This window comes from Streptomyces sp. NPDC045678, from assembly GCF_056432085.1.
Window position 1 is genome coordinate 73,514 of the sequence record NZ_JBWKJS010000011.1, and the last position, 18,974, is coordinate 92,487.

20 protein-coding genes are annotated in these 18,974 nt (G+C 71.0%); 12 read left to right on the forward strand and 8 right to left on the reverse strand.

Annotation, left to right across the window (positions count from 1 at the left end; all coding sequences use genetic code 11):
- Positions 1-14: 14 nt before the first annotated feature.
- Positions 15-731, reverse strand: a complete 717-nt coding sequence (locus AC07DO_RS33120) for an N-acetylmuramoyl-L-alanine amidase (RefSeq protein ID WP_479065009.1) — start codon at positions 729-731, stop codon at positions 15-17.
- Between the two features lie 67 nt (positions 732-798).
- Here AC07DO_RS33120 and mnmA point away from each other — a divergent pair, with 67 nt between their 5' ends.
- Positions 799-1,929 carry a tRNA 2-thiouridine(34) synthase MnmA gene (gene mnmA / locus AC07DO_RS33125; protein WP_479065410.1) on the forward strand — a complete coding sequence of 377 codons (1,131 nt, stop codon included), beginning with the start codon at positions 799-801 and terminating at the stop codon, positions 1,927-1,929.
- Here mnmA and AC07DO_RS33130 read toward each other — a convergent pair.
- The 4 genes from AC07DO_RS33130 to AC07DO_RS33145 all read right to left on the reverse strand — a co-directional run bounded on the left by AC07DO_RS33130 (position 1,926) and on the right by AC07DO_RS33145 (position 3,549).
- Complete coding sequence (locus AC07DO_RS33130; RefSeq protein WP_479065011.1) at positions 1,926-2,120, reverse strand: DUF397 domain-containing protein; 195 nt, start codon at positions 2,118-2,120, stop codon at positions 1,926-1,928. The genes mnmA and AC07DO_RS33130 overlap by 4 nt on opposite strands.
- Before the next feature lie 85 nt (positions 2,121-2,205).
- On the reverse strand, positions 2,206-2,391 hold the full coding sequence (locus AC07DO_RS33135) for a DUF397 domain-containing protein (RefSeq protein WP_479065013.1): 186 nt from the start codon (positions 2,389-2,391) through the stop codon (positions 2,206-2,208).
- Positions 2,392-2,495: 104 nt separating this feature from the next.
- Positions 2,496-2,681 (reverse strand): DUF397 domain-containing protein, encoded by a 186-nt coding sequence (locus tag AC07DO_RS33140; protein WP_479065015.1) that lies wholly within the window; start codon positions 2,679-2,681, stop codon positions 2,496-2,498.
- 13 nt (positions 2,682-2,694) lie between these two features.
- On the reverse strand, positions 2,695-3,549 hold the full coding sequence (locus tag AC07DO_RS33145) for a helix-turn-helix domain-containing protein (RefSeq protein WP_479065017.1): 855 nt from the start codon (positions 3,547-3,549) through the stop codon (positions 2,695-2,697).
- Between the two features lie 272 nt (positions 3,550-3,821).
- Here AC07DO_RS33145 and AC07DO_RS33150 point away from each other — a divergent pair, with 272 nt between their 5' ends.
- On the forward strand, positions 3,822-4,322 hold the full coding sequence (locus AC07DO_RS33150; protein WP_479065019.1) for an ATP-binding protein: 501 nt from the start codon (positions 3,822-3,824) through the stop codon (positions 4,320-4,322).
- Between the two features lie 5 nt (positions 4,323-4,327).
- Here the strand turns inward: AC07DO_RS33150 and AC07DO_RS33155 are convergent, their stop codons facing one another.
- Positions 4,328-5,263 (reverse strand): NADP-dependent oxidoreductase, encoded by a 936-nt coding sequence (locus AC07DO_RS33155; RefSeq protein WP_479065412.1) that lies wholly within the window; start codon positions 5,261-5,263, stop codon positions 4,328-4,330.
- A gap of 116 nt (positions 5,264-5,379) precedes the next feature.
- On the opposite strand from AC07DO_RS33155, the gene AC07DO_RS33160 reads away from it, so the two are divergent.
- Positions 5,380-6,375: a GlxA family transcriptional regulator gene (locus AC07DO_RS33160; RefSeq protein WP_479065021.1), complete on the forward strand. Its 996-nt coding sequence runs from the start codon at positions 5,380-5,382 to the stop codon at positions 6,373-6,375.
- 16 nt (positions 6,376-6,391) lie between these two features.
- Here the strand turns inward: AC07DO_RS33160 and AC07DO_RS33165 are convergent, their stop codons facing one another.
- Positions 6,392-6,721 carry a DUF427 domain-containing protein gene (locus tag AC07DO_RS33165; RefSeq protein WP_479065023.1) on the reverse strand — a complete coding sequence of 110 codons (330 nt, stop codon included), beginning with the start codon at positions 6,719-6,721 and terminating at the stop codon, positions 6,392-6,394.
- Positions 6,722-6,783: 62 nt separating this feature from the next.
- Here AC07DO_RS33165 and AC07DO_RS33170 point away from each other — a divergent pair, with 62 nt between their 5' ends.
- The 9 genes from AC07DO_RS33170 to gatB all read left to right on the forward strand — a co-directional run bounded on the left by AC07DO_RS33170 (position 6,784) and on the right by gatB (position 17,579).
- The gene (locus AC07DO_RS33170; RefSeq protein WP_479065025.1) at positions 6,784-7,329 is read left to right on the forward strand and encodes an LOG family protein; all 546 of its coding nucleotides are present in this window, start codon (positions 6,784-6,786) and stop codon (positions 7,327-7,329) included.
- 16 nt (positions 7,330-7,345) lie between these two features.
- Complete coding sequence (locus AC07DO_RS33175) at positions 7,346-8,035, forward strand: SDR family oxidoreductase (RefSeq protein ID WP_479065027.1); 690 nt, start codon at positions 7,346-7,348, stop codon at positions 8,033-8,035.
- Positions 8,032-9,051: a methionine synthase gene (locus tag AC07DO_RS33180; RefSeq protein ID WP_479065029.1), complete on the forward strand. Its 1,020-nt coding sequence runs from the start codon at positions 8,032-8,034 to the stop codon at positions 9,049-9,051. The genes AC07DO_RS33175 and AC07DO_RS33180 overlap by 4 nt, the downstream gene beginning before the upstream one ends.
- Before the next feature lie 30 nt (positions 9,052-9,081).
- Positions 9,082-11,265 carry an NAD-dependent DNA ligase LigA gene (ligA, locus tag AC07DO_RS33185; RefSeq protein ID WP_479065033.1) on the forward strand — a complete coding sequence of 728 codons (2,184 nt, stop codon included), beginning with the start codon at positions 9,082-9,084 and terminating at the stop codon, positions 11,263-11,265.
- Between the two features lie 314 nt (positions 11,266-11,579).
- Positions 11,580-13,907: a putative bifunctional diguanylate cyclase/phosphodiesterase gene (locus tag AC07DO_RS33190; protein WP_479065035.1), complete on the forward strand. Its 2,328-nt coding sequence runs from the start codon at positions 11,580-11,582 to the stop codon at positions 13,905-13,907.
- Positions 13,908-14,016: 109 nt separating this feature from the next.
- On the forward strand, positions 14,017-14,313 hold the full coding sequence (gatC, locus tag AC07DO_RS33195; RefSeq protein WP_135333574.1) for an Asp-tRNA(Asn)/Glu-tRNA(Gln) amidotransferase subunit GatC: 297 nt from the start codon (positions 14,017-14,019) through the stop codon (positions 14,311-14,313).
- Positions 14,314-14,318: 5 nt separating this feature from the next.
- Positions 14,319-15,812, forward strand: coding sequence for an Asp-tRNA(Asn)/Glu-tRNA(Gln) amidotransferase subunit GatA (gatA, locus tag AC07DO_RS33200; RefSeq protein ID WP_479065037.1), 1,494 nt, complete (start codon positions 14,319-14,321; stop codon positions 15,810-15,812).
- Positions 15,809-16,048 (forward strand): hypothetical protein, encoded by a 240-nt coding sequence (locus AC07DO_RS33205; protein WP_150216050.1) that lies wholly within the window; start codon positions 15,809-15,811, stop codon positions 16,046-16,048. Before gatA ends, AC07DO_RS33205 begins: the two co-directional genes overlap by 4 nt.
- A 16-nt stretch (positions 16,049-16,064) precedes the next feature.
- Positions 16,065-17,579: an Asp-tRNA(Asn)/Glu-tRNA(Gln) amidotransferase subunit GatB gene (gene gatB, locus AC07DO_RS33210; protein ID WP_479065039.1), complete on the forward strand. Its 1,515-nt coding sequence runs from the start codon at positions 16,065-16,067 to the stop codon at positions 17,577-17,579.
- On the opposite strand, the gene AC07DO_RS33215 is transcribed toward gatB, so the two are convergent.
- On the reverse strand, positions 17,566-18,849 hold the full coding sequence (locus tag AC07DO_RS33215; protein WP_479065041.1) for an SMI1/KNR4 family protein: 1,284 nt from the start codon (positions 18,847-18,849) through the stop codon (positions 17,566-17,568). The two genes, gatB and AC07DO_RS33215, sit on opposite strands and share 14 nt — an antisense overlap.
- Positions 18,850-18,974 lie beyond the last annotated feature (125 nt).

An 18,974-nucleotide genomic window follows, 5' to 3' on the forward strand; every position in this document is an offset into this window, starting at 1 on the left:
GACCTGAGCCGGGGCTAGGCCTTCTTCGCGGGACTCGCGGGACTCGCGGAGCCCGTGGGCTTGTCCGGTCCGGCCGGCCTGGCCCGTTCGGCGCGCACCAGGCGCAGATACCGGTCCCAGTCCCAGTACGGCCCAGGGTCCGTGTGGTCCGTGCCCGGCACCTCCACGTGGCCGACGATGTGCTCGCGGTCCACCGGGATGTCGTACCGCCTGCAGATCCCGGCGGTGAGCCGCGCCGACGCCGCGTACATCGGTCCTGTGAACGACGACTTCTTGTCGACGAAACCCTCGTGCTCGATGCCGATGCTGCGTTCGTTCCAGCTCTTGTTGCCCGCGTGGAACGCCACGTCCAGCTCGCGGATCATCTGGGCTATGTGGCCGTCCTTGCGCACCACGTAGTGCGCGGCGGCGCCGTGGCCCGGGTCCTTGAAGACGCGCAGCGCCGTCTGGTACCCGCCCTGGACGACATGGATGACGACGCGGTCGATCTCGTAGTCGTCGGGGCGGTCCGCGCGGCGCCAGTTGTAATCGGACGCGGCGATCCACTGCACGCCGGGAGCGTCGACCTCGCCCTCTTTCCGCTTCTTCACCACACCGGGCATCCGCCACCACAGCCTGCCGAGCTCGTCCCGCGCGAGCACGACGGTCCCGGCGGCCGCCGCCCCGCCGCCGATCAGCAGGGTGCGCCGGCTGATGCCGCGCCCCTGCCCGTCCTGCCGAGGTTCCCCCATGTGATCGTCAACGCTTACTCACGGGCGTCCGGTTCCCGCCGCCCCGTACTCTGTTAGGGCTATGACTTTGACCGAGACCCCGCAGCGTGCCCAGCGCCCCCTCCGTGTCCTGGCCGCCATGTCCGGCGGTGTGGACTCCGCCGTCGCCGCCGCCCGCGCCGCAGAAGCCGGGCACGACGTGACGGGAGTGCACCTCGCGCTCTCGGCGAACCCGCAATCGTTCCGCACGGGCGCGCGAGGCTGTTGCACCATCGAGGACTCCCGCGACGCCCGCCGCGCCGCGGACGTCATCGGCATCCCGTTCTATGTCTGGGACCTGGCCGACCGCTTCCGCGAGGACGTGGTGGAGGACTTCGTCGCGGAGTACGAGGCGGGCCGCACCCCCAACCCGTGCCTGCGCTGCAACGAGAAGATCAAGTTCGCGGCGCTCCTCGACAAGGCGCTCGCCCTCGGCTTCGACGCGGTCGTCACCGGTCACTACGCGCAGGTGATCGTCCGCGAGGACGGCACGCGTGAACTGCACCGCGCCTCCGACATGGCCAAGGACCAGAGCTACGTCCTCGGGGTCCTGGACGACCGCCAGCTCGCCCACGCGATGTTCCCCCTAGGCGACACGGTCACCACCAAGGAGGAGATCCGCGCGGAGGCCGAGCGCCGCGGGCTCGCCGTGGCCAAGAAGCCCGACAGCCACGACATCTGCTTCATCGCCGACGGCGACACGCAGGGCTTCCTCGCCAACCGCCTGGGCAAGGCGGAGGGCGACATCGTGGACGAGTCCGGGGCGGTCCTCGGCACGCACGAGGGCGCCTACGGCTACACGATCGGCCAGCGCAAGGGCCTGCGCATCGGCACCCCCGCCGCCGACGGCAAGCCGCGCTACGTCCTGGACATCTCGCCGGTCAACAACACGGTGACGGTCGGCCCGGCGGCGGCGCTGGACGTCACGGCCCTGACCGCGATCAAGCCCCGCTGGTGCGGCGCGGCCCCGTCCGGCCCCGGCACGTATACGGCCCAGCTACGCGCCCACGGCGGCGAGACGCCGGTGCGCGCGGAACTGGTCGACGGCACCCTGAACGTCTCCTTCACCGAGCCGGTCCGCGGCGTCGCCCCCGGCCAGGCGATCGTGCTGTACGACGGCACGCGCGTGGTGGGCTCGGCGACAATCGCGACGACGGAACGGGCGAAGGCGGCCGTCTAGACGCTTGCCTGCCGCAGGCTGCGTATCAGGGCGTTCAGCGCGGCCCGGTCCGTCGTGAGCACGTCGGCCGGGCTCTCGCTCTCTCGGAGTGCGATGCCGTCGTTGCGGAGGGCGGCGACTTCGACGCAGTTGTTGCCGCCGTCCCCGGAGAAGGACGACTTGATCCACTTCAGATTGGATATGGCGGGCACCTCTCCAGATCTCGTCGATTGCCAAGGACGCAACTCCTCGGCTCCAACGCCACCTGCTCGACGGAGTCCAGATGGCGGCGGGCGTCTAGGCGGTTGGCTGCCGCAGGCTGCGTATCAGGGCGTTCAGCGCGGCCCGGTCCGTCGTCAGTACGTCGGCCGGGCTCTCGCTCTCCCGGAGGGCGATGCCGTCACTGCCGGTGGCGGCGACTTCGACGCAGTTGTTGCCCGAAGCCTCAGAGAACGATGACTTGATCCACTTCGGGTTCGGCATAGCGGGTACCTCTACAGCTCTCCGACTATTTCCAAGGATTCAATTCCTCGACCCGCTCGGATCTAACGCCACCTGCTCGACCGAGTCCAGACGGCGGCGGGCGTTTAGACGGTTGGCTGCCGCAGGCTCTGTATCAGGGCGTCCAGCGCGGCCCGGTCCGTCGTGAGCGCGTCGGCCGGGCTCTCGCTCTCTCGGAGTGCGATGCCGTCGCTGGCGGTGGCGGCGACTTCGACGCAGTTGTTGCCGCCGCCGCCGCAGAACGAAGAACGCTGCCAATCACTCTTGACCATGTGCCAAGCCCCTTCAGCACTCGCGCGCGATGGAGCGGATCAGCTCCTGTGACTCCTTCGGAGGCAGCGCTGACCGTTCCATCAGATCCAGAAGGGAACGATAGTTCGCCAACGGGATCGGGGCATCAACGAAGTGTGCGCCAAGGGCTGTATCCAGCTGCACGGTGTCCAGTTGCGGCAGTGCTCCTTCCGCGTACAAGACCGACTGGCCGGCCCCATGGAACGCTCCAGCACTGAACGGGATGACCAGCAGTGTCACGTTGTCGTGGTCGGCGGAGTCGGCGAGGTGAGTCAACTGCTTGCGGGCTACGTCGGGGCCGCCGAACTGTAGGCGCAGGGCAGCCTCGTGGATGATTCCGACGTACGGGGTGGGGTGCTCGCCGGTCAGGATCGCCTGCCGTCTGAGCCGGTGAGCAGTCCGTAGCTCCACATCCAGGCGGGAGAGTTTGGGGACCGTCAACTCGAAGATCGCGCGTGCGTGTTCCTCTGTCTGGAACAAGCCAGGTAGATGCACCGTCTGAGCCGTACGGATGCGGGTCGCGTAGTGCTCCACCTCCGAGACCTCCAAGTGGCCATCGGGAAGCTTCCCGCGGTACTCGTCCCACCACTGACCGGCCCGCCGCGGACCTGTCAGCCCCGCCAGCGCATCGACAAGTGCTGGCTCCGGGCACCCGTAGTGGCAGGCCAGTTGTCGCACCCGCTCATCGCTGATGCCGGTGCGTCCGGCTTCTATGTTGGAGATCATCGTCCGGTCCGCGCCGAGGAGCGAAGCGGCTTCCTGGACGGACAGTCCTGCCTGTTCGCGCATTCGGCGCAGCTCTGTGGCCAGTCGGCGATGACGGCCTGTCGGGGCGTTTCGTGCAGCCATGAGTCCTCTTCCTCGTGCGCGCGAACAGTTTCACAGCGCCTTCTCATGCCGTCTAGTGAGTCAGCAACTGTGCACTCGTTCGTGGAAGTTGACTCACATGTGAGTCGCTATTGGTCTACGGTGTGAGTCAGGTCACCTCTTGGCTCCGCGCCCAGCGGAAGCGCACCGGAACACCACCGGCAGGCACACCGCCCCCACGCCAGGACTGAACCTGCGTGACCGTCATTCACGTCCCCGCTCCCCGGAGCGCCCCGCACCAATGGAGGTGCCGCGTGAGTTCATCCCTCGACGTCCAGCCCGACGACCCGTACTCCCCGCCGGGGCCCGACCCCCTCCCCTTCACCGCCCCCTGGGCGTACGAGCTCCACTTCCCCTGCGACCCCCGCAGTCCGGGGATCGCCCGCCTCACCCTCCGCGCCGTCCTCGCGGCTCACCACCTCACCGAACTCGCGGACCGCGCCGAGCTGTTGACCACGGAACTCGCGACCAACTCCGTACGGCACACCAAAGGCCCCGCCTCCGTGCGCCTGCACTGGCTCTGCCCCGTGCTGCGGGTCAGCGTGTGGGACATGAGCCCGGACCTGCCGCCGCTCGCCCCGCCCCCGCCGGTGAGCGTGCACGCGGACAGTGGGCGGGGGCTGGTGATCCTCGACACCGTGGCTGATCGCTGGGGCGGATGCGCCATAGGGGAGGGGTCGTACGGGCCGGGCGGCAAGACCATGTGGTTCGAACTGGCCCTGCGCCAGGCAACGCCGCCCGCCCTCGTGGCCTGAACCGGTCAGGCGACGCTGAGTACGATCTTGCCCTGGGTGCGGCCCTGCTCCCCGCGCGCGTGGGCCTTCGCCGCCTCCTCCAGAGGGTTGACCGTGTCGATCTCGACGCGGAGCTTCCCCTCCTCCACCAGGCGGGTTATCTCCAGGAGGCCCGCGCGGTCCGGCTCGACGATCGTCCAGCCCGTGTGGACGCCGAGCTCCGCGGCCCGTGCCGGGTCGGGGAGGCCGCCCGGGTCGGGGAGCGTGACCAGGTGGCCGCCGGGGCGGATGATCTCTAGGGACCGGGCCCCGTACGCGCCGCCGACGCCGTCGAGGACGACGTCCACGTCGCGGACCGCCTCGGTGAAGTCCACGCGCGTGTAGTCGACGACCTCGTCCGCGCCCAGCGAGCGCAGGAACTCGTGCTTGTCCGCGCGCGCCGTGCCGATGACGTATGCGCCGTGCGCCTTGGCGATCTGTACGGCGAGGTGGCCCACGCCGCCCGCTGCCGCGTGGATCAGCACGCGCTGCCCGGCGCGCAGCCCCGCCGTCTCGATCAGGCCCTGCCAGGCGGTGAGCGCGGCGAGGGGGAGTGCGGCGGCCTCGACGTGGGAGAGGCTCGCGGGCTTCGGTGCGAAGCGGCGGGCCGGGGCCGCCACGAACTCCGCGTAGCCGCCCGTCTGTTCGGGGAAGCGCGGCATGCCGAACACCGCGTCACCGGGGCGGTAGAGGGTCACTCCGGGGCCGACCTCCTCGACCACGCCCGACACGTCGTAGCCAAGGATCGGGGTGTCTCCCCACGTGCCGAACGCGCCCTCCGCGCGGGTCTTCCAGTCGACGGGGTTGACGCCCGCCGCGTGCACGCGGACCAGGATCTCGGTCAGGCCGGGCTCGGGACGGTCCACCTCCACCGGGACGAGGTTCTCGGGGGCGCCCCAGGCGCGGGGGCTGACGGCACGCATCTTCATGGTCTTGGTCTCTCTCGTACAGAGGGTAAAAGTGCTGGTGGGACCAAGAGTGCGGCGGCGCCGACCCGCGCGGTGCTGGCTGTTTGGCCAGTATGTGACAGGATTCGGCCATGAACCTGAATGGCCTCGGCGACCGCGACGGCGCCCACCGCGTCGCGGTCATCGCGCTGGACGGCGCGTACGCCTTCGAGCTCGGCATCCCCTCCCGCGTCTTCGGCAACGCCCTGAACGACCGCGGAGAGGCGCTCTACGACGTCGTCGTCTGCACGGTGGACGGCCGCCCGGTGCGCACGGACTCCGGGTTCACGGTGGCGGCCGAGCACGGACCCGAGGCCCTCGACACCGCGGACACCGTGGTGATCACGCCGACCCGCAGCTTCGACCGGGGCATGGCGGGCGAGGAACTGCCGGAGCCGGTCGCCGCGGCCCTGCGCAGGATCAGGCCCGGCACCCGCATCGTGTCCTTCTGCAACGCCTCGTACGTCCTCGCGGCCGTCGGTCTCCTCGACGGGCGCCCCGCGACGACGCACTGGCACGTCGCCCGCGACTTCCAGCGGTCCTTCCCCAGGATCAAGGTCGACGCGGACGTGCTCTTCGTGGACGACGGCGACGTGCTGACCGCGGCGGGCGTCGCGGCCGGCATCGACCTCTGCCTGCACGTCGTGCGGCGCGACCACGGCGCCGCCGTCGCCAACCACATCGCGCGCGTGTGCGTCGTGCCGCCCTGGCGCGACGGCGGCCAGGCCCAGTACATCGAGCGGCCCGTCCCCGAGCCCACGCTCGCCACGACGGCCGCCACGCGCGCGTGGGCACTCGAACGGCTCCAGGAGCCGCTGCCCCTCGGCGAACTCGCCGCCCACGCGCGCATGAGCCTGCGCACCTTCACCCGACGCTTCCAGGAAGAGGTCGGCATGCCGCCCGGCCGGTGGCTGACCGCCCAGCGCATCGAACTCGCACGCCAGCTCCTGGAGTCCAGCGACCTGCCGGTGGACGTGGTCGCCCACCGGTCGGGCTTCGGCACCGGCAACTCGCTGCGCCAGCACATGCGGGCCGTGCTGGGCGTCTCGCCGGTCGCCTACCGGCGGACGTTCACCGCCGCGTCGTGACTCCCGCTCTCACGACCTACGCTTCCGTGACCTCTGCTTCGTAGAAGCAGAAGTGGTCCTTGATCCCGGCCACGGCCGCCTTCGGCTCCGGGTACGCCCACACCGCGTCCGCCGCCCCCGGCAGCGACCAGTAGGAGGCCGTGCCCTTGAAGGGGCAGTACGTGGTGGTCTCCGACGGGGTCAGCAGGTCCGTGCGGACGTCCTCCGGAGGGAGGTAGTGACGGACCGGGTAGCCCGTCTCGCGCAGCAGCAGGGGGCGGCTGCTCTCCGCCACGACCTGCCCGTCGTGCACCACGCGCACGTGGTCCTTGCCCTGCTCGACGGTGATCCGGTGCCCGTTGGTCATGTCGTGCCCTCCTCGACGGATGCTCTGCGAGTGCCCTGAGGTACGGAACGTACCGTGGGCGCATGAACATCTGCGTCTTCCTCTCCGCCGCCGACCTCGACGACCGCTACACCCGCCCGGCCCGCGAATTCGCCGAACTGCTCGGCAAGGGCGGTCACACGCTGGTCTGGGGCGGCTCCGAGAGCGGCCTGATGAAGGTCGTGGCGGACGGCGTGCACGAGGCGGGAGGGCGGCTCGTGGGCGTCTCCGTGGACTTCCTCGCCGCCAAGGCCCGGCAGGTCGCCGAGCCGCACGAGATGGTCGTCGCCCGCGACCTCGCCGAGCGCAAGGCGCTGCTCCTGGAGAAGGCCGACGCGATCGTGATCATGGTGGGCGGCACCGGCACGCTCGACGAGGCCACCGAGATCCTGGAGCTGAAGAAGCACGGCAAGCACACCAAGCCGGTGGTCCTGCTGAACTCCGCGGGCTTCTACGACGGCCTCAAGGAGCAGTTCCGCCGCATGGAGGACGAGGGCTTCCTGCCCCTCCCGCTCACCGACCTCGTCTTTTTCGCGGAGGAGCCCGTCGGCGCACTGGCCTACCTGGAAGAATCCGCGGGCACCCAGTGATGCGAGCATGGCGGGTATGGCAACACATGTGATCACCGGGGCCGGCTCCGGCATCGGCGCGGCCGTGGCCCGCCGCCTCCACACCCGCGGCGACGACCTCGTCCTGCACGCGCGGGACGCGGGCCGCGCCAAAGAGCTCGCCGCCGAGTTTCCGGGCGCGAGCACCCTCGTCGGAGACCTCTCCGACCCCGACAAGCTGTCCTGGGCGTTCGGGCACCAGTCGCTGCCCTCGCGCGTGGACTCCCTCCTGCACATCGCGGGCGTCGTCGACCTCGGCCCGGTCGGCGAGCTCACCCCCAAGGCCTGGCGCCACCAGCTCAACGTCAACCTCATCGCCCCCGCCGAGCTGACCCGCCACTTCCTGCCCCAACTCCGGCTCGCCCAGGGGCATGTGCTCTTCGTCAACTCGGGCGCCGGTCTCAACGCCAACGCCGACTGGGCCGCGTACGCCGCCTCCAAGCACGGCCTGAAGGCCCTCGCCGACTCGCTGCGCCAGGAGGAGCACGGCAATGGCGTCCGCGTCACCTCCGTCTACCCCGGCCGCACGGCGAGCGCCATGCAGGTCAAGGTCCACCAGCAGGAGGGCAAGGAGTACGACCCGTCCCGCTGGATCGACCCCGAGTCGGTCGCCACGACGATCGTCATGGCCCTGGACCTGCCGCGCGACGCGGAGGTCAACGACCTGACGGTGCGGCCGGGACGATGAGCGACGCGTTCACCTGGGGCCCCGCCACCGGCGTGGGGTCCATGCCCGGCGGGGACGCCCGCGAGGCCGCGAAGACCGTCACCGGCAGCTTCGAAGGTCCCGAACACGGCATGCCGTACCTCGCAGAGCTGCCCGCGCGCGGCCCCGGCGCCGACATGATCGGCCGCACCGCTGGGCTCCTCGTCGACCTGTACGCGCGCGTGGAGCCCAGCGGCTGGCGGATCGGCGACCGGCCGGGCCGGGACACCCGGCGCGCCAGGGCCTGGCTCGGCGAGGACCTCGACGCCCTGGAGGAGTTCACCCAGGGGTACCAGGGCCCGCTGAAGGTCCAGGCCGTCGGCCCCTGGACCCTCGCCGCCGCCCTGGAGCTCAGGAACGGCGAGGCCGCGCTCTCCGACCCCGGCGCCTGCCGCGACCTGGCCGGATCCCTCGCCGAAGGCCTGCGCACGCACCTCGCGGACGTCCGCCGCAGGGTGCCCGGCGCCCACGTGATCCTGCAACTCGACGAGCCCTCGCTGATCGCCGTGCTGCGCGGGCAGATCAAGACCGCCAGCGAGTACCGCACCCACCGCGCCGTGGACCGGCAGCTCGTCGAGAGCACGCTGCGCGACATCCTCGCCGTCCACGGCGACGGCGACGGCGCCACGGTCGTCCACTCCTGCGCGCCCGACGTACCGTTCGCGCTGCTGCGCCGCGCCGGGGCCGACGCGGTCTCCTTCGACTTCGCCCTGCTCACCGAGCGTGACGACGAGGCGATCGGTGAGGCGGTCGAGGGCGGCACGAAGCTCTTCGCCGGTGTCGTGCCGGGCGTGGACGGCCGATTGTCAGACCCTGCCGGTAGCGTCATGGGTGTCAGGACGTTGTGGCGCAGGCTGGGGCTGAATCCGGGAACACTCGCGGAGTCGGTCGTGGTCACTCCGTCGTGCGGGCTCGCGGGCGCATCACCCGCGTACGCGCGTGCGGCGCTCGCCCACTGCGCCAGAGCGGCGAGGTCGCTCGCAGACAACCCTGAGTAATTGGGTATGACGTAACGGGAGGACGAAACGGTGGCTGTCGAACAGCAAGGCTCTGTGCCCGCCGAGGCACGGGATCAGCATGCCCAGCTGGCCGAGCAGATCGAGGAGCACCGCTTCCGGTATTACGTGAAGGACCAGCCGGTCGTCAGCGATGCCGAGTTCGACAAGCTCCTGCGCTCCCTCGAAGCGCTGGAGGAGGAGTACCCCGAGCTCCGGACCCCCGACTCGCCGACCCAGAAGGTCTCGGGTTCGTACGAGACGGAGTTCACCGCCGTCGAGCACCGCGAGCGCATGCTGTCCCTGGACAACGCGTTCGACGACGCCGAGCTCGCCGCCTGGGCCGACCGCGTCGCCAAGGAGGCCGGCACCCCGGACTTCCACCTCCTGTGCGAGCTCAAGGTCGACGGCCTCGCGGTCAACCTCACGTACGAGGACGGGAAGCTGACCCGCGCCGCGACCAGGGGCGACGGCCGCACCGGCGAGGACATCACGCCGAACGTCCGCACGATCGCGGACATCCCGCAGCGCCTGGAGGGCGACCGCGTCCCCGCCCTCGTGGAGATCCGCGGCGAGGTCTTCTTCCCCATGGAGAAGTTCGAGGAGCTCAACGCCCGCCTCGTCGAGGCGGGCGACAAGCCCTTCGCCAACCCCCGCAACGCGGCGGCGGGTTCGCTGCGCCAGAAGGACCCGCGCGTCACCGCGACGCGGCCGCTGCACATGGTGGTGCACGGCATCGGCGCCCGCGAGGGCCTCGACATCGACTGCCTCAGCCACGCCTATGAGCTGCTGCACGAGTGGGGCCTGCCCACCGCCAAGCACAACAAGGTGGTCGAGGGGCTCGAAGGCGTCCGGGACTTCATCGCGTACTTCGGAGAGAACCGCCACTCCGTGGAGCACGAGATCGACGGGGTCGTCGTCAAGCTCGACGAGATCCCGCTGCAGGGCCGCCTCGGCTCCACCTCGCGCGCCCCGCGCTGGGCCATCGCCTGGAAGTACGCGCCCGAGGAGGTCAACACCAAACTCATCAACATCCGCGTAGGCGTCGGCCGCACCGGCCGCGTCACGCCGTACGCGCAGGTGGAACCCGTCACCGTCGCCGGCTCCGAGGTCGAGTTCGCGACCCTGCACAACCAGGACGTGGTGAAGAAGAAGGGCGTCTTCATCGGGGACACGGTCGTCATCCGCAAGGCCGGAGACGTCATCCCGGAGATCCTCGGCCCCGTCGTCGACCTGCGGGACGGCACCGAGCGGGAGTTCGTGATGCCCGCCGAGTGCCCCGAGTGCGGCACGGCGCTGCGCCCCATGAAGGAGGGCGACATCGACCTCCGCTGCCCCAACGCCCAGTCGTGCCCCGCCCAGTTGCGTGAACGTCTCTTCTACCTCGCGGGCCGCAAGTCCCTGGACATCGAGAACTTCGGGTACGTCGCCGCGGCCGCCCTGACCAGGCCGCTGGAGCCCGCCGAACCGCCGATCCTCGACGAGGGCGACATCTTCGACCTGAAGGTCGAAGAGCTCCTGCCCATCAAGTCGTACGTACTGGACCAGGACTCCGGCCTGCCCAAGCGCGACCCCAAGACCGGCGAGGAGAAGGTCGTCACCTTCTTCGCCAACCAGAAGGGCGAGGCGAAGAAGAACACCCTGGCCATGCTGGAGAACATCGCGGCGGCCAAGGAGCGCCCGCTCGCCCGCGTCCTCACGGGCCTCTCGATCCGGCACGTCGGCCCGGTGGCCGCCGTGGCGCTGGCCCGCGAATTCCGTTCCATCGACCGCATCGATCAGGCCACCGAGGAGGAGTTGGCCGCGGTGGAGGGCGTCGGCTCGACCATCGCGGCCTCCCTCAAACAGTGGTTCGCCGAGGACTGGCACCGGGAGATCCTGCGCAAGTGGCGGGAGGCCGGCGTGCGCATGGAGGAAGAGGCGGGGGGCGAGGACGAGGGCCCGCGCCCGCTCGCGGGCCTCACGGTCGTCGTCACCGGAACGCTCGAACACCACACCCGGGATGGCGCAAAAGAGGCGCTGCAGAGTCGCGGAGCCAAGGTGACAGGTTCCGTTTCCAAGAAGACCTCCTTCGTGGTCGTCGGCGACAACCCCGGGTCGAAGTACGACAAGGCCATGCAGGTGAAGGTTCCGGTTCTCAACGAGGAAGGCTTCGCCGTCCTGCTCGAACAAGGACCGGACGCGGCGCGGGAAGTCGCGCTTCCGACCGAGGAGTAGCGGTTGAAGGCCACCCGTTCGGCGCATACCAGAGGCATACGGGTGGCCGGGTCGCATTCGGGCAACCGTAGTCGACCGCTGCCCGTGGAAGCCTTCTGCGGCCTACTGTTGAGGTGTGCGCCTGCCGTGCCCCGCAGCGAACGGGGTATCACCTGCTCATCAAGGGCTTGGAAGGGGGCATCCCCTGCTCGGCGCGAGTGCGGGAGAACCGCGTCTCCTCGCTCGAGCGGAGTGCGGGAACGGATTCACGGGCGCGGCCGCATCAGGGCCGAGTCCGCATGGCGTGGGCACCGCCGGCTGTGAGAGGGACGGGAATGGAACCGACCGAGAGCGCCGCCCCCGACTCACGGCTGCGCGCGCGCCTGTGGCGCGCGCCGGGAGCCTGGCTGCGCGGCCGCCGGACCGCGACGAACACCGACCCGGGCAGCATGCCGCAGCCGGTCCCCGGCGCCGGAGCCTGCACGCTGAGCACCGCCGTCGAACCACGCGAACGGGCCTGGACCGCCGCACCGCCGCACGGCACCGACAGCCCCGCGCCCCTCACCGGGCCGGGCGCACCGGCCGAGCAGGACACCCGTGACCCCTGGCCGCTGCTGCCCCTCCTGACCGTCGCCGCGGCCGCCGTACTGCTCGGCGCCGGCTTCTTCCAGGCGCTCACGGGCCGCCACGCCCTGTTCCCCACCGGCGCCGCGGGCTGGTCCCTCGCCGTCCTCACCGGCCTCATCGTCGGCCACCTCGTCGCCCTCGGCCGCGACCGGTGGTGGGGCGGCACCGGCTCCGGCGGCGCCCTCACCGTCGCCGTCCTCCTCCTCTACGGCTGGGTGCCCGCCGGCATGGTCAGCCTCACCGTCGTCGTCCTCGTCGGCGTCGCGCGCAGGCACCGCTGGCGCCAGGGCCTGCTGCACGGCGCGGTCGACATCATCGGCATCGGCGCGGGCGCACTCACCCTGGCCGCGTTCGGCACGGCACCCAGCGCCGAGTCGCCCTGGCTCCCCGAGACCTGGGACCTCTACACCGCGCCCCAAGTGGCCCTGGTCGCCGTCGCGTACCTCGTCGTCACCCGCGTCCTGCTCTGGTACGTCCACGCGCCGCGCACCGAGGCCCTGCCCACCGTCACCCGCACCGCCCTCGTCCGGCAGGGCCTCCTCGGCATCGCGCTGCTCGGCATCGCCCCGCTGATCTGCGTCGTCGCGATCTCCCTGCCGATCCTGCTGCCCCTCTTCGCGATCCCGCTCGTCGCCCTCGACTCCACCCTCTGGATCGCCCGGGCACGGGCCGAGGAACAGCTCCGCGACCCGCTCACCGGGCTGCCCAACCGGCAGTGGCTCCTCGAACGGACCTGGACGGCCCTCGACGACGCCGAGCGGATCGGCGCACGGTCCGCGTTAATGCTCATCGACATGGACCGCTTCCGGTCGGTCAACGACACCCTCGGTCACCTCGCGGGGGACCGGCTGCTCCTCCAGATCGCGGACCGGCTGCGCCTCGCGCTGCCCCGCGGCGCGGAGGCGGCGCGCCTCGGCGGCGACGAGTTCGCCGTACTGCTGCCGGTCGCCGACTCCACGACATCGGCCACGCGCGTGGCCCGCCAGCTCGTCGCCGCGCTCGGCTCCCCGCTCGACCTCGACGGCCTCACCCTCGTCCTGGAGGCCAGCGCGGGCCTCGCGGTCTTCCCCGACCACGCACTCGACGCGGAAGGCCTCCTCCGGCGTGCGGACGTCGCGATGTACCAGGCCAAGCGGGACCGCACGGGCGTCGAGGTCTACGAATCCAAGCGGGACTCCAACACCCCCGACCGGCTCGGCCTCCTCGGCGACCTGCGCCGCGCCCTCGACGCGGGCGACGTCGAGCTCCACTACCAGCCCAAGGTCCGCTTCGACGGCAAGGTCGCGGGCCTCGAGGCGCTGGTGCGCTGGGTGCACCCCGAACGGGGGAAGGTGCCGCCCGACGAGTTCATCGCCATCGCCGAGTCGTCGGGCCTCATGCCGCACCTCACCGAGTACGTCCTGGAGACCGCCCTCGGCCAGGTCGCGAAGTGGCAGGCGCAGGGCCTGAAGGTGCCCGTCGCGGTCAACGTCTCCCCGCGCGACGTCCACACGCCGGGCTTCGCCGGAGCGGTCGCCGCGCGCCTCGCCCGCCACGGGGTCCCCGCGGGAGCCCTGCAACTGGAGATAACCGAGCACGTCCTCCTCGAAGACCCGCAGCGCGCCGCGGACACCCTCGCGGGACTCACCGGCCACGGCGTCAAGATGTCCCTCGACGACTTCGGCACGGGGTACTCCTCCCTGGTCCACCTGCGCCGCCTCCCCGTCAGCGAACTCAAGATCGACCGCTCCTTCGTGGCCCGCCTCGCCGTCGACAACGAAGACGCGGAGATCGTCCGCTGCACCGTCGACCTCGCCCACTCCCTCGGGCTGCTCGTCGTCGCCGAGGGCGTCGAGGACGACGAGACGTGGGAGCGGCTGCGGGACCTCGGATGCGACGCGGTCCAGGGCTGGCTCGTCGCGGCCGCGATGCCGGCCGAGGAGACGACGGCGTGGCTCCGCGCCCGCGGCTCCCGGGGCTGGCGCCGACCGGCGGACGTAGCGGCGGAAGCGGCGAACGCCGCCGCGGAACAGTCCCCGGGCCACGTGGTGCAGTAGCCCCCGCGGGCGCCCCGGAGCCGTGGGGAGGAAACCGTTTCACGGGCACGGCTCGGTGACCCATAGGATTGGGGTCACAACCCACACACTCACCCCTGAGGATCGCCGCATGCCTGGCATCACGCGCGAGGAGGTCGCCCACCTCGCCCGCCTTGCACGTCTGGAGCTGAAGGCCGAGGAGCTCGACCACTTCGCCGGACAGCTCGACGACATCATCGGCGCGGTAGCCCGCGTCTCGGAAGTCGCCGACCAAGACGTACCGCCGACCTCGCACCCGCTGCCGCTGACGAACGTCATGCGCGCGGACGAGGTCCGCCCGTCGCTCACCCCCGAGCAGGCGCTCTCGGGCGCCCCCGCCCAGGAGCAGCGGCGTTTCAAGGTGCCGCAGATCCTGGGGGAGGACTGAAAGTCATGACGGACATCATCAAGCTCACCGCAGCAGAGATCGCGTCGCGGATCGCCTCCGGCGAGCTCACCGCGGTCGAGGTCACCGAGGCCCACCTGGCCCGCATCGACGCCGTCGACGAGAAGGTCCACGCCTTCCTGCACGTCGACCGCGAGGGCGCCCTCGCGCAGGCCCGCGCCGTCGACGAGAAGCGCGCCCGGGGCGAGCAGCTCGGCCCGCTGGCCGGCGTCCCCGTCGCGCTCAAGGACATCTTCACCACCGAGGGCGTGCCGACCACGGTCGGCTCGAAGATCCTCGAGGGCTGGATCCCGCCGTACGACGCGACCGTCACCAAGCGCCTGAAGGCCGCCGACGTCGTCATCCTCGGCAAGACCAACATGGACGAGTTCGCCATGGGGTCCTCGACGGAGAACAGCGCGTACGGCCCCACCGGCAACCCCTGGGACCTCACCCGCATCCCCGGCGGCTCCGGCGGCGGCTCCTCCGCCGCCCTCGCCTCGTACGAGAGCCCCCTCGCCCTCGGCACGGACACCGGCGGCTCGATCCGCCAGCCCGCGGCCGTCACCGGCACGGTCGGCGTCAAGCCGACGTACGGCGGCGTGTCCCGCTACGGCATGGTCGCGTTCAGCTCCAGCCTCGACCAGGGCGGGCCCTGCGCCCGCACCGTCCTCGACGCCGCGCTGCTGCACGAGGTCATCGCAGGACACGACGAGCTCGACTCGACGTCCATCGACGCCCCGGTCCCGCCGGTCGTCGAGGCCGCCCGCAACGGCTCCGTCCAGGGCATGCGCGTCGGCGTCGTCAAGCAGTTCCGCGGCGAGGGCTACCAGGCCGGTGTCGTGCAGCGCTTCGACGAGTCGGTGGAGCTGCTCAAGCAGCTCGGTGCCGAGATCGTCGAGCTGGACTGCCCGTCGTTCGACCTGGCGCTCTCCGCGTACTACCTGATCGCGCCCTCCGAGTGCTCCTCGAACCTCGCCCGCTTCGACGCCATGCGCTACGGCCTGCGCGTCGGCGACGACGGCACCCGTTCGGCCGAGGACGTCACCGCGCTCACCCGTGAGGCCGGCTTCGGCGACGAGGTCAAGCGCCGCGTCATCCTCGGCACGTACGCGCTCAGCTCCGGCTACTACGACGCGTACTACGGCAGCGCCCAGAAGGTCCGCACGCTCATCACCCGCGAGTTCGAAGCGGCGTTCGAGCAGGTCGACGTGATCGTCTCCCCGACGACGCCGACCACCGCGTTCCCGATCGGCGAGCGCGCCGACGACCCGATGGCGATGTACCTCGCCGACCTGTGCACCATCCCGACCAACCTGGCGGGCAACGCCGCCATGTCGCTGCCCTGCGGCCTCGCGCCGGAGGACGGCCTGCCCGTCGGACTGCAGATCATCGCCCCCGCCATGAAGGACGACCGGCTGTACAAGGTCGGCGCTGCCGTCGAGGCCGCCTTCGTGGAAAAGTGGGGTCACCCGCTGCTTGAGGAGGCACCGTCGCTGTGAGTGCACTGAACAAGGCCAAGGGCTTCAAGAAGTCCAAGACCGGCACGTACCTGTCGATCGGCACCACCGCGTTCGGCGCGGTCAGCGTGCTCAAGCAGGCCAGGATGGCCCGCTCTGACCACGACACGCTCCGTCTCGTGGACGCCGTCGTCTCTGCTGCCGCCATCGTCACCGGCGTCGCGCTGCTCGTACGCGAGCTCAAGCGCCTCGGCGACGACGACGTCCTGCTGGGCTGAGAGGGAAAGTTTCACCGTGACTGTCACTTCTGACCTGGTGTCGTACGAGGAAGCCCTCGCGACGTACGACCCCGTCATGGGCCTCGAGGTCCATGTCGAGCTCGGCACCAAGACCAAGATGTTCTGCGGTTGCTCGACCGCGCTCAAGCAGGACGCGAACAGCCAGACCTGCCCGACCTGTCTCGGCCTGCCCGGCGCCCTGCCGGTCGTCAACGAGATCGGTGTCGAGTCCGCGATCAAGATCGGCCTCGCGCTGAACTGCGAGATCGCCGAGTGGTGCCGCTTCGCCCGGAAGAACTACTTCTATCCGGACATGCCGAAGAACTTCCAGACCTCCCAGTACGACGAGCCGATCGCCTTCAACGGCTATCTGGACGTCCAGCTGGAGGACGGCGAGGTCTTCCGCGTGGAGATCGAGCGCGCCCACATGGAGGAGGACACCGGCAAGTCCACGCACGTGGGCGGCGCGACGGGCCGTATCCACGGCGCATCGCACTCCCTCCTGGACTACAACCGCGCCGGCATCCCGCTCATCGAGATCGTCACCAAGCCGATCGAGGGCGCGGGCGAGCGTGCCCCCGAGGTCGCCAAGGCGTACGTCGCCGAGCTGCGCGAGCTCATCAAGGCGCTCGACGTCTCCGAGGCCCGGATGGACAAGGGCCAGATGCGCTGCGACGTGAACCTCTCACTGCGCCCCAAGGGGCAGCAGGAGTTCGGCACGCGCAGCGAGACGAAGAACGTCAACTCGCTGCGGTCCGTGGAGCGCGCGGCGCGCTTCGAGATCCAGCGCCACGCGGCCGTCCTGAACTCCGGCGGCACCATCGTGCAGGAGACCCGTCACTTCCACGAGGACGACGGCTCCACCACCTCCGGCCGCATCAAGGACAACGCCGAGGACTACCGGTACTTCCCGGAGCCCGACCTCGTCCCCGTCGCCCCGGCCCGCGAGTGGGTCGAGAAGCTGCGGGCCGGCCTGCCCGAGATGCCGCGCGTGCGCCGCAACCGCCTCCGCGAGGAGTGGGGCATCAGCGAGCACGACATGCAGTCGATCCTCAACGCGGGTGCGGTCGAGCCGATCGTCGCCACCATCGAGGCGGGCGCCGACGCGGCGTCGGCCCGCAAGTGGTGGATGGGCGAGCTGGCCCGTAACGCCAACGAGTCGGGCCAGGCCCTTGAGGAGCTCCCGATCACTCCGGCGCACGTCGCCCGGGTGACCGAGCTCGTCTCCTCGGGCGACCTGAACGACAAGCTGGCCCGCCAGGTCATCGAGGGTGTCCTGAAGGGCGAGGGCTCGCCGGACGAGGTCGTCGAGAAGCGCGGCCTGAAGGTCGTCTCGGACGAGGGCGCCCTGACGGCCGCCGTCGACGAGGCCATCGCCGGCAACCCGGGTGTCGCGGACAAGATCCGCGGCGGCAAGGTCGCGGCCGCCGGTGCGCTGGTGGGCGCGGTCATGAAGGCCACCCGTGGCCAGGCCGACGCGGCCCGCGTCAAGGAGCTGATCCTGGAGAAGCTGGGCGTCAGCGAGGGCTGAGGTTCTCTTCGTCCGGCCTGGTGAGAGCGGTGCTCCCTGCGGGGGTGCCGCCCTCACCCGTACCCGGCGGAGCCCCGAACGGCTCGAAGAACATGTGCTCCAGCGGGTCCTGGTCCTTGCGCAGCCAGTAGAAGCCGTCGCCGGCGGGGCGGCCGCCGCGCAGCCAGTTCAGCAGTGTCTCGGTGAGGTTCCCCGCCAGGGGCGGCCCTTGATCCGCGTGCCGAGGGTTGACCGCGACGCGCCACCGGTCGGGGTCGTCGCCCTCGGCGCACCAGCCGATCTGGTCGCCGTCGATCGTCGAGGCGACGGGCAGGAAGCCGCCGGGCTCGGGCCAGGCGGGCATCGGGTAGTACTCGGGGAAGCTCTCGCGCAGGCTGCGGTACCCCTCCAGCATCTCCTCCGTGTTCGTCGCGAGGCCGAGCCGGTGGTCGAGGTCGAGCGGCGCCGGCATGTCGAGCCACCAGCTCCAGTTCCCCGCGCCGTACGCCTCCGACAGCGCCACGAAGTCCGCGGGCAGCCGGGTGCCCAGCCGTTCGAAGAGCGCCTCCCAACTGCCCTTGCCCAGGTGGGGGGTGAGCGGCGGGGGTATCAGCGCGGTGATCGCCTCCAGGCCCTCGCCCTCGGTGAGCGCGGCGTGCTGGCGGGCGTCGACGTACGTCCCGCGGGGCGGCGGTGACCACGGTGCGGCCCCGGCCAGCGGCGCCCAGGTGCGTGCTTCGCACGGCAGCGGGCCGAGCAGCCCGCCGGGCTCGCCGGGGTTCGGCACGCCGTCGCGGACCGCGGTGTGCAGGAACTCCAGGAGCGGCATGCCGTACGCCACCCAGGGGTCGGCGCCGCCGACCGCGACGGACGTGGTCAGGAGCACCACCGGCCACGCGTCGGGGTCCTTCGAGGCCGAGGTGTCCCAGAAGAGGTGGTCGCCCGCCGATGTGGTGGCGAAGGCGAGGAGGCCGCCCTCGTCGGGCAGGAAGCGGCGCCGCTCCCGGGTGAACATGCCCGGCCTGATGGCCGAGTGCCGGTGGGTCTCGACCACCCACGCCCCGTACGCATACCGCCCGTCGGCGCTCACGCACGGCGTGTGCAGCCGTATGGAAGCGGTGTCCGGGTGGCCTATTTCAACCGGGCCGTATGCCGTCACCAGCGACTTGTAGTCCCCGGGGAGCGGGACTTCGAGCCAGGCCTCCACCGTGGTCCAGTCGACGGCGGGCGCGGCGTCGGCGGGCGGTCCGACCAGCTCCATGAAGGCGGCGATGCGGTTGGCGAGTTCCATGTGTCCGAGAATGACACCCGCCACTGACATCGCTGCCCGCCACCGTCGGCGCCGCTGTCGGCAGCCCCGTCCGCCATGGACTGCCGTGGTGAACTTTTGGACGTTCACCGCGACTTCGTCCCGCA